Annotated in this window: 11 protein-coding genes; 4 read left to right on the forward strand and 7 right to left on the reverse strand. The window is 63.1% G+C overall.

The features are described from left to right. Positions 1-44: 44 nt before the first annotated feature. The 4 genes from tauA to xsc form a co-directional block, all read right to left on the reverse strand. Positions 45-1,097, reverse strand: a complete 1,053-nt coding sequence (gene tauA, locus O3300_RS15255) for a taurine ABC transporter substrate-binding protein (protein WP_369812292.1) — start codon at positions 1,095-1,097, stop codon at positions 45-47. A 121-nt stretch (positions 1,098-1,218) separates the two neighbouring features. Beyond that, complete coding sequence (locus O3300_RS15260) at positions 1,219-2,628, reverse strand: FAD-binding oxidoreductase (RefSeq protein ID WP_289906733.1); 1,410 nt, start codon at positions 2,626-2,628, stop codon at positions 1,219-1,221. A 58-nt stretch (positions 2,629-2,686) separates the two neighbouring features. Continuing rightward, entirely contained in the window at positions 2,687-3,094 is a 408-nt protein-coding gene (locus tag O3300_RS15265) for a nuclear transport factor 2 family protein (protein WP_034788413.1), read from the reverse strand. Positions 3,095-3,292: 198 nt separating this feature from the next. Further along, entirely contained in the window at positions 3,293-5,101 is a 1,809-nt protein-coding gene (xsc, locus tag O3300_RS15270) for a sulfoacetaldehyde acetyltransferase (protein WP_289906731.1), read from the reverse strand. A gap of 224 nt (positions 5,102-5,325) precedes the next feature. On the opposite strand from xsc, the gene O3300_RS15275 reads away from it, so the two are divergent. Genes O3300_RS15275 through O3300_RS15285 form a run of 3 tightly spaced genes read left to right on the forward strand, consistent with a single transcriptional unit; the run spans position 5,326 to position 8,915 of the window. Next, positions 5,326-6,162 carry an IclR family transcriptional regulator gene (locus O3300_RS15275; RefSeq protein ID WP_369811606.1) on the forward strand — a complete coding sequence of 279 codons (837 nt, stop codon included), beginning with the start codon at positions 5,326-5,328 and terminating at the stop codon, positions 6,160-6,162. Positions 6,163-6,201: 39 nt separating this feature from the next. Continuing rightward, a complete protein-coding gene (locus O3300_RS15280) occupies positions 6,202-7,176 on the forward strand; it encodes an AAA family ATPase (protein ID WP_289911903.1) in 975 nt (324 codons plus the stop codon). Then, positions 7,173-8,915: a cobalt chelatase gene (locus tag O3300_RS15285; RefSeq protein WP_305053426.1), complete on the forward strand. Its 1,743-nt coding sequence runs from the start codon at positions 7,173-7,175 to the stop codon at positions 8,913-8,915. Before O3300_RS15280 ends, O3300_RS15285 begins: the two co-directional genes overlap by 4 nt. Here O3300_RS15285 and O3300_RS15290 read toward each other — a convergent pair. Both O3300_RS15290 and O3300_RS15295 read right to left on the reverse strand, forming a co-directional pair. Next, positions 8,908-10,047, reverse strand: coding sequence for an AAA family ATPase (locus tag O3300_RS15290; RefSeq protein WP_305053427.1), 1,140 nt, complete (start codon positions 10,045-10,047; stop codon positions 8,908-8,910). The two genes, O3300_RS15285 and O3300_RS15290, sit on opposite strands and share 8 nt — an antisense overlap. Continuing rightward, positions 10,044-10,931: an RNA ligase family protein gene (locus O3300_RS15295; protein ID WP_305053428.1), complete on the reverse strand. Its 888-nt coding sequence runs from the start codon at positions 10,929-10,931 to the stop codon at positions 10,044-10,046. Before O3300_RS15295 ends, O3300_RS15290 begins: the two co-directional genes overlap by 4 nt. Before the next feature lie 446 nt (positions 10,932-11,377). Here O3300_RS15295 and O3300_RS15300 point away from each other — a divergent pair, with 446 nt between their 5' ends. Next, positions 11,378-12,775 (forward strand): RtcB family protein, encoded by a 1,398-nt coding sequence (locus O3300_RS15300; protein WP_305053429.1) that lies wholly within the window; start codon positions 11,378-11,380, stop codon positions 12,773-12,775. Here O3300_RS15300 and O3300_RS15305 read toward each other — a convergent pair. Continuing rightward, positions 12,765-13,529: a sulfite exporter TauE/SafE family protein gene (locus O3300_RS15305; RefSeq protein ID WP_305053430.1), complete on the reverse strand. Its 765-nt coding sequence runs from the start codon at positions 13,527-13,529 to the stop codon at positions 12,765-12,767. The genes O3300_RS15300 and O3300_RS15305 overlap by 11 nt on opposite strands. Position 13,530 lies beyond the last annotated feature (1 nt).

Raw genomic sequence — 13,530 nt, forward strand, 5'->3', positions numbered from 1 at the left:
TTCTGTTCAGTCAGCGCGCCCGCAGGCGCGCCATCGCACAACGTTTACTTCAGCAGGCCGGCGGCCTGTGCATACCTGGGTGTCACATATTTGGCGTAATCGCTTGCCAGGGTGTCGATCTTGCCTTCGCCCTTCAAAAATTGCGCCGTGGCCAGCAAGGCTTGCGCCACGCCGCCCTTCGCGCCGCCACCGAGCCAGGCCGGCGACGCCTGTTCCTGCAGCGATGGGTAGGCGTACAGGGCCACGGAAGCGGCCACGTCCTTGGCGGCCGCGCCCGAATGCTTGACGTTGGCTTTCACTTGCGGGGAATCGATGGTCCACGCCTTCGGATTGGCGCGGTAGTCGGCGTCGGCAGCGGCCATCACCTTGACGAACTTGGCCATGAAGTCCGCGTTCGCTTCGCCCCAGGCGCGCTCGACGGCCATGCCGTCAAACGTGGCCTTGCCCTTCTTGCTCAGTTCGCCGGAAGTGACCAGCACCTTGCCGTTTTGCTTGAGTTTGCTCAAGGCCGGGTCCCACACGAAGGCGGCGTCGATGTCGCCCCGCTCCCAGGCGGCGGCGATCTGGTTCGGCTGCATGTTCAGCAATTTCACTTCCGTGGGCTTGATGCCCCACGTTTCCAGCGCGAACATGGTGTGAAAATGCGTGGTGGAAACGAATGGCACGGCGATCTTCTTGCCGCGCAAGTCCGTGGGCTTGCTGATGCCGGCGCCGTTGCGCGCCACCATCGCTTCGGCTTCGTTGATGTCGTCGATGATCCAGAACAGCTGCAGATCGACGCCGCGGCTGACGGCCGCCGTCAATGGGCTCGAACCGATGACGCCGATCTGCACGTCGCCGGACGCCATGCCGGTGGCCACCTTGGCGCCCGAATCGAATTTGCGCCAGTTGATTTTATAGCCGGTGGTTTTTTCCACTTCGCCGCTGGCGATGGCCACCAGGAAGGGGCCGTTGATTTCCTGGTAGGCAATCGTCACTTCCTTGCCTTGCGCGAAGGCCGTGCCGCTGGAGGCGGCCACGACACCCAGCACCAGGGTGCCGAGGACGGCGCGGCGCATCGTTGAAAATACCGTGTTTTTGCTCGTGTATGTGTTCATGTCTCACTCCAAGTTATTGTTATGTGTGAACGTGCGGGCAATCTCATCCCTTGCGGGAGGCGCCGTTGGTTGCTCTATGTCAACTCATACGGCGGCTTAGTACGACTACTGCTATTACTATTTAAAACACTTCATCCTTCAAGTGATACCAGCGGTACAGGAAGCGCTGGCCCAGGCGGCGGAACGGGGCGAACGCTTGCGATTCGACCAGTTCCATCATGTTGGGGTACGGCAATTTCGAATTGAAGATCGGCAAGCCCGTGTCGCTGGCCTTGCCCGCGATGCGCTCGGCCATGCGCCGGCCCGCCTGCGCCGAGTACATGACGCCGTTGCCGCCGTAACCGAGCGAATAGAAGATCGATTGCTTCGGGTCCGGCTGCACGATGCGCGGCATCATGTCGTGGCTGACGTCGACCCAGCCCCACCACGAGTAATCGATGCCGATGCCCGTCAGCGCGGGGAACTTGCGGTGCAGATCGTTGATCAAAAACTGTTTGTATTTGTCGTCCGGCGCGTCGGCGCCCGTGATGGCGCTGCGGCTGCCGATCTGTACGCGGTTGTCCGGCATCAAGCGGTAGTAGTGGCGCAAGATGCGCGTATCCGTGATCACCTGGTGGGTGCGGAAGTTGCACGCCTCGATTTCCGCCGGGGTCAACGGGCGCGTGACGAGCGAGTTCGACAGAATCGGTAGCAGGCGGTTCTTCACTTGCGGATGCAGGTGGGGCGAGGTATAGCCGCCCGTGGCCACGGCCACGGAACGGGCACGCACCACGCCGCCCGGCGTTTGCAGATAATGCACGCCATTGCGCGTTTCCCAGCCCATCACGGGGCTGGACGGATGCACCTTGGCGCCCAGCGCGCGCGCCTTGCGCAGGTAGCCGAAGGCCAGTTTGCCCGCATGGATGCCGATGCCTTCCGGCTCGTGCAGCGCGCCGGCCGCTTCCTTGTCGTCGACGAATTCGCGCTTGACGGTGCCGGCGTCGAGGATGCGGGCGTCGTACTTGAAGATCTCGCGCATGACCTTGGCTTCTTTTTCCAGCGCGGGCATGGCTTTCGCCTTGTGGGCGATGTACAGGTGGCCGCCCGGCTGCGGGTCGCAATCGATATCGGCCGTGATCTTCTTGAACGTTTCCATCGCGTCGCACACTTCCGCGTGCAGTTTCAGGGCCGTGTCCAGGCCATAACGGTCTATCCACTGCGAGCGCTTCAGGCGGCCCGTCGTGCACTGGGCCTGGCCGCCATTGCGCGTGCTGCAGCCCCAGCTGACCCGGTTCGCTTCCAGCACGGTGGCCTTGATGCCGTGTTCCTGGGCCAAAAAGATGGCGCAGGACAGGCCGGTAAAACCCGAGCCGATGATGGCCACGTCGACGTCGATGTCATGCGTGATGGGGCCGTCGTCGGCGGGCGGCTCGCCGGCCGTGCCGATCCAGTAGGTGGGCGCGTAGGCATTGCCATGGCCGGGGCGCTGGGCCACCAGCGGATCGAAGGCGGGGTCGTAGGGCGTGCGGGCGGCGGTGCTGTTGTTGCCCATTACGCCAGGCGGGGTGTCGACAGGTTTGTTCATGGTCATTCCTGGTGAACGTGCTGGCTCAGACTGTGACGACGGGTGGGCGATCCTTGCGGAAAGCATTCTTGACTGCGATCTTGCCGTCGCGGAAGGTGAAGATATCGACCATGCGCGCTTCGATGCGCGTGCCGTCCGCCTTGGTGCCGGCAAAGGTCGACTCCGTCACGCCCCGTTCGCCGCTGACGAAATGCACGGGGTTGAGCCAGGCGGCGTCGGGGAAGGTTTGCCAGGCCAGCTCGAAGCCGGCGCGCACGGCGTCGCGGCCGATGAAGCTCTTGCCCAGAAGTTCCGGACCGGCGACGGCGTGGAATTCGCAATCGTCGGCCATGGCGGCCATCAGGGCCTCGATATCGTGGCGGTTCCAGGCATCGCCGAACGCTTGCAGGAAGTCCGTGGTGACGGCGTCAGTGTGCGGTACAGGGTGGTTCATGGTTGTCTCCGTAAATCGTTTTTGATACGCTACGTTCCGTTTTTTGTCTTTTATTGAATTTAAGCCTTAAGCATGGCCTTGTCAAATCAAATAATTCAAAAAACGGGACGCCTTGTATTCTTTAATGAAATTATGATGTTTTCGTGACAATCTGTGAGAATTTGGTCACAGCCCATTCCCACAGGCTGGCTCACTTAATTAAACATAGTCCTTGTACTTGTCCAGGTGCCGGATCGGCTTGCTCAGCGCATCGCGGCGGAACGGGTCGCCCAGCTCGCGTGTGCACATGATTTCGATGATGGTCGTCTTGCCCTCATTCATCTGCATGTCGATGGCCTTTTTCAGGGCCGGGCCCACGTCTTCCAGCTTGTCGACCGTGATGCCTTCGGCGCCCATGGCCCGCGCAATTTCCGCAAAGCTCTGGTTGTCGAGTTCCCCGGCGACGAAGCGGCGGTTGTAGAAATCCACCTGGTTTTTCTTTTCCGCGCCCCATTGGCGGTTGTGGAACACCACGGCCGTCACGGGAATGTTGTGGCGCACGCAGGTCATCGTTTCCATCAAGCTCATGCCCCAGGCGCCGTCGCCCGCATACGACACGGCCGGACGGTGCGGCGCGGCAACCTTGGCGCCGATGATGGTCGGGAAGGCATAACCGCAATTGCCAAAGCTCATCGCCGCAAAGAAGCTGCGCGGCTTTTCGAAGCGCAAGTAACTGTTGGCCACCGAGTTGATGTTGCCGATGTCGGTCGACACCATCACGTCTTCCGGCATGGCTTTTTCCAGCTCGCGCAAGACCTGGCGCGGGTGCAGATAATTGCCCGGCTCCTTCTTCTGTTCCTCGATCATGTCCAGGCTGTACGCATCCTTTTCATGGGTCCAGTTCGTCAATTCTTCTTCCCACGCGGCCTTTTCCGCTTGCACTGTGGCATAGCGTGCGTCGCGCGTGGCGTCGCAATCGAGCTTCTTGCCATCCAGGCGGGCAATAATCGCCTTGGCGGCCGCCTTGGCGTCGCCGCAGATGCCCACCGAAATCTTTTTCACCAAACCGAGCATCTTGTTGTCCGCGTCGATCTGGATGATCTTCGCGTTTTTCGGCCAGTAATCCATGCCGTGCTGCGGCAAGGTGCCGAACGGGCCCAGGCGCGAGCCGAGGGCCACGACGACGTCGGCCTGGGCGATCAGTTTCATCGCCGCCTTGGAACCTTGATAACCGAGCGGGCCGCACCACAGCGGATGGCTGGCGGGGAAGGAGTCATTGTGCAGGTAGCTGTTCACGACGGGCGCGCCCAGGCGCTCGGCCAGGGCCTTGCACTCCTCGATCGCTTCGCCCATGACGACGCCGCCGCCCGAGATGATCACGGGGAACTTGGCCTTGGCCAGCAGTTCCGCCGCATCGTTCAGGCTTTGCTCGCCGCCGGCGCCGCGGTCCAGGCGGTTCGGTTTCGGGATTTCCGCCTTGATTTCGCCATAGAAATAGTCACGCGGGATATTCAATTGCGTCGGGCCCATTTCCGACATGGCGCGGTCGAAGCAGCGGCCCGTGAATTCCGCCATGCGGGCGGGATTCGTGACGTGGCCTTGATATTTCGTAAATTCTTCGAACATCGGCAACTGGTTCGCTTCCTGGAAGCCGCCCAGGCCCATGCTCATCGTGCCCGTCTCGGGAGTAATGATGACCACCGGCGTGTGCGCCCAGTAAGCGGCGGCGATGGCCGTGACGCAATTGCTGATGCCGGGGCCGTTCTGGCCGATGACGACGCCATGGCGGCCCGAAACGCGCGCATAGCCGTCGGCCATGTGGCCGGCGCCCTGCTCGTGCACGACAGGGATCAATCGGATGCCGGCGGGCGCGAAGATATCCATCGGGTCCATGAAGGCCGAGCCCATGATGCCGAACATGTCGGTCACGCCATTGGCGGCCAGGGTTTCCACGAACGCTTCGGAAGGCGTCATCTTTTGCGGGCCGGTGGGGATGGCCGCTGCGGCGGCGGCTTTTTGCTCGGTCATGTCATTCATGGGTGTCTCCTGGTCTGTGGTGATGAAGTGCAGCGAATTATCAATTAATTTATCAAAAATCGGTATATTTTGTTCCGAAATTTGATATACAATTCAATTTAAGCGTTCGGCAATCAAAAGTCAAACAGATTTTCAAGGAAACGGTACAATTTGAGTTCGAAAATGAAATAAGCTGACGTCACACTCAGAGCTACCCAACCGAGGCCACCATGGACATGATTTCATCCCCAAAACTTGAGCCGGAAAAACTGGAAGGCGACACGCCCACGATGCGTTTGTTTGCCTTGCTGGAAGTGATTGCCGAAAAAGACCAGTTGCTGTCGCTGCAAGCGCTGGTGGAAGAAACGGGCTTGCCGAAGCCCACCCTGCACCGCATGCTGCAACAGCTGGAAAGCGTGGGCGTGCTGCAGCGCGAAAGCGATGGCCGCCACTACAGCACGGGCGTGCGCCTGCGCCGCCTCGCATCGAACCTACTGATTAACAACACTTTCCATGGCGCCCGCCGCATGGTCTTGCGCCAGCTGGTCGAGGAAGTGGGCGAAAGCTGCAACCTGACGGCCTTCAGCGGCAGCGAAGTCGTGTACCTGGACCGGGTGGAAACAGCGGCCCCGCTGCGCTTCTACCTGCATCCCGGTTCGCGGGTGCCGGCCCACTGCTCGTCCAGCGGCAAGCTGTTCCTGGCGCAAATGACGCCCGTGCAACGGCGCCGCCTGCTGGGCCACATGGAATTGACGCGCTTTACGGACAAGACGGAAACGGACCCCGTCAAGCTGGAACGCGAACTGGAACTGGTGCGCCGCAACGGCTATGCGCTGGACGACGAGGAATTCCTGCCCGGCCTGCTGTGCGTGGCCGTGCTGGTGCCGAACCCGAACGGCCGCTCGAACCTGGCCGTGGCCATCCAGGCGCCCATCATCCGTTTGACGCACGACAAGGCTTTACATTTCTTGCCAGCATTGCAACGCGCCGCGCAAGCCCTGGCCGCCATCGAATCGGAAACCATGCCGACGACGGGCGGGGACGACGACGCATTGCAGGCAGGTAATTCATAACCCCGTAGCGCCCCCGCTGCGGTTTCACAGGAGAACAAGGTGCCAGATTCACGCCAACATCCCCCCGCCGCAGCGGCGCAAACCTTGCAGTCCGTGCGCAGCCTGTTCCACATCGACAGCGACCTGCTCGTGCCCGTCTTCACGGAACGCGACCCGCATGTGCCCGACATCGACCCCGCCTACCGCTTCAACAAGGATGTCACCCTGGCGATCCTGGCCGGCTTCACCCACAACCGCCGCGTGATGGTGCAAGGCTTGCACGGCACGGGCAAGTCCACGCACATCGAGCAAGTGGCGGCGCGCCTGAACTGGCCTTGCGTGCGCGTCAACCTCGACGGCCACATCAGCCGCCTGGACCTGGTCGGCAAGGACGCCATCGTGCTGCGCGAACAGCAGCAGGTGACGGAATTCCAGGAAGGCATCGTGCCCTGGTCGCTGCAGCGCCCCGTGGCCCTGATCTTCGACGAGTACGACGCGGGCCGGCCCGACGTGATGTTCGTCATCCAGCGCATCCTCGAGCGCGACGGCAAGTTCACCCTGCTGGACCAGAACCGCGTCATCACGCCGCATCCCCACTTCCGCCTGTTCGCCACGTCGAATACGGTGGGACTCGGCAACTTGAACGGCATGTACCACGGCACGCAAGTGCTCAATCATGCACAGATCGACCGCTGGAACATCGTTGCCACCCTGAACTATTTGCCGCAGGCGGAAGAAGCCGAGATTGTGCTGGCCAGGGTGCCCGCCATGAACGACGAGGCGGGCCGCCAGCTGGCAGCCGCCATGGTGGCCGTGGCCAGCCTGACGCGCCACGGCTATGCGGCGGGCGACCTGGCGTGCCTGATGTCGCCGCGCACGGTGATTACCTGGGCCGAGAATTGCCAGATCTTCCGCGACCCGGCGCTGGCCTTCCGCTTGTCCTTCCTCAACAAATGCGACGAGGCCGAGCGGCCCATGGTGGCCGAGTATTACCAGCGCTGTTTCAATGAGGAATTGCTGGCGAGCCAGGCATGAGTACGGAAGCGACCGCGCCTGCCGCCTACACGCGCGAGCAGCAGGAAACGGACGAGTTGTGCGCGGGCGCCATCCGCGCGCTGAGCGGCGTTGCCTCCATCCGCTACCGGGGCCGGCGCCTGCACGACGGCCACCGCCCGCTGCCCATCCACTCCTCCCATCTGCAGCCCAATGCCGCGCTGCAGGATTTGCCCTCGCTGCGCGGCGCGGCCGACAGCGTGGCCCTGCGCCTGCTGCACACGGACGCCGCCCTGCACAAGTCCTTGTGCCCGGTGGAACCCGTGGCGCGGCTCGTCTTCGAATTGCTGGAACAGCTCAGGGTGGAAACACTTGCGCCAGATCAACATGCGGGCGTGGCGCACAACCTGCGCCACCGTTTCACGGCCTGGTCGCATGCGTTCTACGATTCCGGCCTGGCCGAAGGCGCGTCGGGCTTGCTGTTGTACACGGTTTTCCAGATGTGCTGGTCGCGCCTGACGGCCAGGCCCGTGCTGGAAAAGACGGAGGATTTCATCGAGGCCACGCGCTGGTCCGTGTCTTCGCAACTGAGCGGCGACCTGGCGGGCTTGCGCCGCCACCGAACGGACCAGGCGGCCTTTGCGCGCCACGCTCTGGCCATCGCCCACGCCGTCGACGCCATGCTGCAAGAGGCGCAGGCGAAGCGGGAAGGCGACCAGGACGACGCCGGCGACGCCAGGGCGCAGGCGGCCTTCAAGCTGCTGCTCGATTTCGACAGCGACAACGACCACCTGCCCGATGCCGCCCCGCTGGGCGACAGCCGTACCTTCATCGATGGCAAGGGCGCCTACAAGGCGTACTCCACGGCATATGACCGCGAAGAAAAAGCGGGCGAACTGGTGCGCCGCGCCCTGCTGCTCGAGTACCGCGAACGCATGGATGCGCGCATCGCCAGCCTGGGCATCAACACGGCCCGCCTGGCGCGGCGTTTCACGCAACTGCTGGCCATACCGCAACGCGATGGCTGGTCGTTCGGCGAGGAAGAGGGTTATATCGACGGGCGCCGCCTGGCTCAGCTGATCAGTTCGCCGTCCGAACGCCGGCTGTTCCGCAAGGAACAATTCCTGCCGCAAGCCGATTGCCTCGTCACCTTCCTCGTCGATTGCTCCGGCTCCATGAAGACGCATGCGGAATCCGTGGCCGTGCTGCTCGACATTCTGCTGCGCGCGCTGGACCAGGCGGGCATCGCCACGGAGTTGCTGGGTTTTACGACGGGCGCGTGGAACGGGGGACGTGTCAAGCGCGACTGGATGCGCGCCCGCTCGCCCGCCCAGCCGGGCCGCTTGAACGAACTGGTGCACATGGTTTTCAAGGATGGCGACACGAGCTGGCGCCGCGCGCGGCCCGACATCGCGGCCCTGCTGAAAGCGGACCTGTACCGCGAAGGCGTCGATGGCGAAGCCGTGGATTGGGCGTGCACGCGCATGCTGGCGCGCCCGGAACGGCGGCGCATCTTGCTCGTCGTATCCGACGGTTGCCCGATGGATACAGCCACGAATCTGGCCAACGACGAGTTTTATCTGGCGCAACATTTAAAACAAGTGGTGGCGCGCCGCGAAGCGCAGGGCGCCGTGAAAATCTGCGGATTGGGACTGGGGCTGGACCTGGGCGCCTACTACAGCCGCAGCCTGGCCACCACCCTGCCCGCCTCGCTGAACAATGAGCTGTTCAGCGAGATCGCGCAGTTGCTCGGTGGATGCAAACGCCAATCACTCAAGTAACTTCGTAACGCACGGCATGCGCTTCCATGGGCAGCGGGATTTCCCAGTTCCACAGCATCGACTGCAACTTCTTGTTGCTGAGCGACGTGTCGCGCTGGCCGTTGCGCCGCAGTAATTCCTTGCGCGGCTGCTCCAGGTACACGAGTTCCACCTGCGCATGGTATTTGTACAGCAGGTTGAGCGTCTTTTCGCGCATCAGTTTGGACAGATGCGTGGCGTTCCACACGAACGGTTCACCCTTGCGCAGCAGCTCGCGCGCCCGCTCTTCCGCATAGTCGCCCACCTGCCCTTCGTTCTTGCCGTGCTTCAAGCCCAGGGCGATGCGCGCATCGTCGAAGGAGACGACGGGCAGGCGCGGATGGTGCTTCTCCACCCACGTATTCTTGCCCGACGCGGGCAAGCCCGACATGACGATCACGCGCGAGCCCGGCTCCTGGAACAGGGAGTAATCGGGGTGCGCCTCGGCGCCGCGAAAGTATTTGACGCGCGTGTGATCGTCGACAAACACCCGGCGCTGGCCATAGCAGCCCTCCTCGCGCGCCAGTTCGCGGAACAGCTCGATGGCATCTAAAATGCGCTGCGGATCGGGACAGATCCTGCCGCGGATATCGGCCTCGGCCAGCATGGCCAGCAAGCGGATATCGACTTGCCACGACAGTTCGCGCACGGTGAACTCGGGCGTCACGCCGCGCCGCGAGGTTTCCAGCGCGAAAAACGGCACTTGATGTACATTAATCAGGCGGCAGATTTCCTCGCGCACGGCAAACGGCACGTCCACGTCCCACAGGGCGATGCGCGCATCGAGGGCGCCCTTGCGCGAGTGGCCGGGCTGGCCGATGGCGCCCGTGACGGGGTCGATCACGGTGGTGCTGCACTTGGCCACGTCGTGCAGCAAGGCGGCCAGGAACACGATTTCCTGCTGCGCCCGCGTGGCTTGCTGGTAATCGGGCATGGCCAGCAGGGATTCCACCACCATCATCGTATGCGTCCACACATCGCCTTCCGCGTGGTACACGGGGTTTTGCGGCGTCGTCTTCGCCAGTTCCAGCTGCGGGAAGGCGGCCAGGCAGGCGTTGAAATCGGGCGACTGGCCCGCCGACGGCACCAGTTGTTGTAACTGTTTCCAGTTCATCTAGTACTCCTTGAAAATATTGCCAGTTCGTCCAGCGACTGGCAAGTGTGCAAGCCCAGGCTCTCCCACGTGACGAGCGGCTGCGGCGCGTACAGGTCGACGCCCTCGGCCAGCAGATTCGGGATCAATGGACGCGTGCTGTGGTGCGAGCCGCTGTCGAGGATGGTTTGCGTAAAGTCATGCCGCACCAGCTTGTAGCGGGCCAGTACTTGCTCGTCATCTTCCACTTTCAGGTACAAGCCTTCCGCGTGGTCGGACTTGTCCGTCTGCTTCCAGCACAGGTCCAGCGGCAGCCGTTCGCGCGCCACGACGCCTTCGAAAGCGTCGCGCCACAGGCGGGACTTGGCCAGCGAATGGCGCAGCAGCTGCCACAGCTGTTTCGGCGAAGTCGGCATCAATCCCGCATACAGCACGGGCACGGACAGCACGGGCGAGCCGGCCAGCATGGCGTGGCGGCGCGCCGTCGACAAAAACATCTGCGTGCGGCGGCAATACACGTCGAATTCGTTGAAGTAATGGGGCAGCCGGTCGTAAAACACGGAATGCTTGCTGTAAGACCATTCGCCAAACAGCACAAATTGATCTTCCAGCAAGTGCAGCAAGGCGTGTTCATGCGCATGCGCCCACGGTTTGAGCAGGTTGAACTGGCGTTCGCTGCCGCCGCCCGCCAGGTAATGGCCGCGCGACTGCAGCAGCACTTCGCCCGCGTCGCTGAACGACACGGCGGAGTTGGCGCCATCGATTTTTTCCTCGATGACGACGTACTGGCCGGCCAGCTTTTTCAGGGGCATCTGGTCGGAACCGTCGTCGCCATCCTGCAGGCGCGAACCTTCCACGTGCGGCGTGCGCGGGTATTTAAATAAGGGCAAAGATTGTAAAAACATAGCGTCCCACGCCGCGTTCACCGGGGCGTGTCCATACAGGGTCAGGGGTACTGACGACGTGTTCGGGCGTGGACGATCAGGACGGTGGTCCTGGATACGTGTGCGGAGAGAGCAAAAACAGTGCCGCAGCAATCGGGGGCGTCAACGCGCCGAACGATGCTGCAGAGAGCATTTCGTCAGCGTTAGCAGGTGATGGCGAAGAAGCGAGGCACTTTTGGCTCCAATAAGGAAGAGGTTCGAGAAAGAACCGCGAATATAAAGGCTGTTTGATTATTTTGCAAGTGGCGCTGCGTATCGTGCGCCCTCTTGTGCGCACTGTCGGGGCCGGCGGCTTTGCAAGCGGCACAAAGTTTGCTAAGCTGGCGGCACTTCCTGTCGCTGCTGCGTGGAAAACAAACATGGCCCTTGCAAAAAGGCCGTGCATTCGTTATTTCCGGAGCAGAATCGTGTTTCCCCTATCCAGATTACAAAAAGCCCTGCGCCGCCAGGGCATCGCTGTCGCCTATGCCGACGGCATTTATACACTCAGCAATCCGCACGCCCAGGCGTCCGTGCTGCTGCCCCACAACTTTCCCCTCGAGGAAAAAGCCGTGCGCCAACTAATGGAGTTTGCCGCCGTCGCCGTGCCGGGCCAGGATGGCCATGTGTGCAAGGCCTGCGCCACTCCCGACTTCCACCCGGGCAGCATCGCGCCCGTGGGCAGCATCGTTGCCACCAGTCCCGACATGGTGATTCCCGCCATCCCCGGCACGGACATCGCCTGCGGCATGCGCCTGATCACGACGGGTTTGGCCCTGGCGCAGTTCGAGGCGCGCAAGCCGCAACTGCTCGCCAAGCTCAAACATGTGCTGCTGGAAGACGGCCGCAACGTGCCGCTGCGCTCGAAAGCGTTTGCCGCCCTGTTCGACGTGGGGCCAGAAGCGTTCATCGACAGCCTGCACAATGAGGACTTGTGGCCACGGGTCGACAAGCAGCGCTTGCTGCGCGAGCTCGACGATTGCATCGCCTTGCGCGAACTGGGCGGCGGCTTGCGCCATGCGCCCGAAGCGCTGGTGGGCACGCGCGAAGTGATACGCGACCCCAGCCTGGGCACCACGGGATCGGGCAACCACTTCGTGGAAATCCAGCTGGTCGATGCCGTCATGGACCGCCATGCCGCGTACCGGCACGGACTGGTGCCCGGCGAAGTGGTCGTCATGATCCACAGCGGCAGCCGCGACGTGGGCTTTTTCGTCGGCAGCCGCTGGATGGACCGCGCCAAAGAGGCGTGGCCGGCAGGCGTGCGCCACCCGCAGTCCGGCCTGTACGGCTTGACGGGCGAACTGGCCGGCGAATACATGGACGCCATGGGCGTGGCGTCGCGCTATGCCTGGGTCAACCGCATGGTATTGGCCGAGCTGGTGCGCGACAGCCTGGCGCAGGTGTTTGCGCAGGATCAATCCCGCCTGGTGGTGGACGTGCCGCACAACGTCATCCTGCGCGAGCACGGCATGAACATCCACCGCAAGGGCGCCACGCCCGCGCGCGAAGGCGACCTGGCGCTGATCCCCGGCTCCATGGGCGATTATTCCTATGTGGCAACGGGGATGGGCAATCCCGACTGGCTGTGGTCCTGCTCGCACGGCGCGGGGCGCAGCATCCGCCGCCAGGCCATGCGCGCCATGCGGCCCACGGTGGGCGGCGACGAGATGGCGTTCCAGTGCGTGACCCTGCGCGAGGAACGCCGCGTCGAGGAAGCGCCGATGGCGTATAAAAAGATCGGTCCCGTCATCGCCGCGCAGGAGGAAGCGGGCTTGCTGCAATCGGTGGCCCGCCTGAAACCTTTACTGACGTTCAAGGCCTGAGCAATTGCGGCACGGCCGCCGCCATCAGCGAAATGCCGATGGCGGTCAGCACGGCAAACGCGATGCGGCGCATGCCGCGCTGGGCGATCGGCGGCGGATAGCGCTTGCCGGCCACCGTGGCCAGCACGCCCACGGGCAAGGCCAGCGTGCACAGCAGCAATACTTTCGCATCGAGCTGGCCCTGGCTGCCCGCCATCAGCGAGCGCCCACCCGCGCTGATGGCGAACAGGAAGATCAGGCTGTAGCGGATGGTGGTCAGACTCATTTCCTGGCGATAAAACTGGTACACGAGCGGCGGTCCCGCCAGCGAAAACAGGCCCGAAAACAGGCCGCCGCACACGCCGCTGATGAAGAAGCTGCGCTTGTCGGCCGCGCCCGGTCCCGGCGGCGCCTGCAGCAGGATGCTGACGCCGCCATACACGATGGCCGCGCCCAGCAAGAGTCTCAGGATGGGCGCATACGCCTGGTCCAGGTATCCCAATAGCAAGACACCGGCCGCCATGGCCGGCAGCAAGCCGATGCTGGCGGCGCGGATGGCGCGCCAGTCCAGGTGGTGCAAGGCGCCCGGCAAGGCCACGAGACAATTGGCCAGGGACAACAAACTGACGAGGGCCGCCAGCGCGGGCACGGACGCCAGGCCCAGGCCGCTGGCCACGCCCATGACGATCATGCCCAGTCCGAAACCCGTGACGGTCTGGAAATACGTGCCCGCCGCCACCACGCCCAGCAGCGCCAGCACGGGCAAGCTGAACAAC

The sequence above is a fragment of the Janthinobacterium sp. SUN206 genome (genome assembly GCF_030587305.1).
GTDB lineage: Bacteria > Pseudomonadota > Gammaproteobacteria > Burkholderiales > Burkholderiaceae_D > Janthinobacterium > Janthinobacterium kumbetense.

Coding starts and splice junctions, on each gene's coding strand:
- xsc (WP_289906731.1), bottom strand. CDS start 5,101: ATGACCGAGCAAAAAGCCGCCGCCGCAGCGGCCATCCCCACCGGCCCG.
- O3300_RS15285 (WP_305053426.1), top strand. CDS start 7,173: ATGAGTACGGAAGCGACCGCGCCTGCCGCCTACACGCGCGAGCAGCAG.
- O3300_RS15260 (WP_289906733.1), bottom strand. CDS start 2,628: ATGGGCAACAACAGCACCGCCGCCCGCACGCCCTACGACCCCGCCTTC.
- O3300_RS15295 (WP_305053428.1), bottom strand. CDS start 10,931: ATGTTTTTACAATCTTTGCCCTTATTTAAATACCCGCGCACGCCGCAC.
- O3300_RS15290 (WP_305053427.1), bottom strand. CDS start 10,047: ATGAACTGGAAACAGTTACAACAACTGGTGCCGTCGGCGGGCCAGTCG.
- O3300_RS15265 (WP_034788413.1), bottom strand. CDS start 3,094: ATGAACCACCCTGTACCGCACACTGACGCCGTCACCACGGACTTCCTG.
- O3300_RS15275 (WP_369811606.1), top strand. CDS start 5,326: ATGATTTCATCCCCAAAACTTGAGCCGGAAAAACTGGAAGGCGACACG.
- tauA (WP_369812292.1), bottom strand. CDS start 1,097: ATGAACACATACACGAGCAAAAACACGGTATTTTCAACGATGCGCCGC.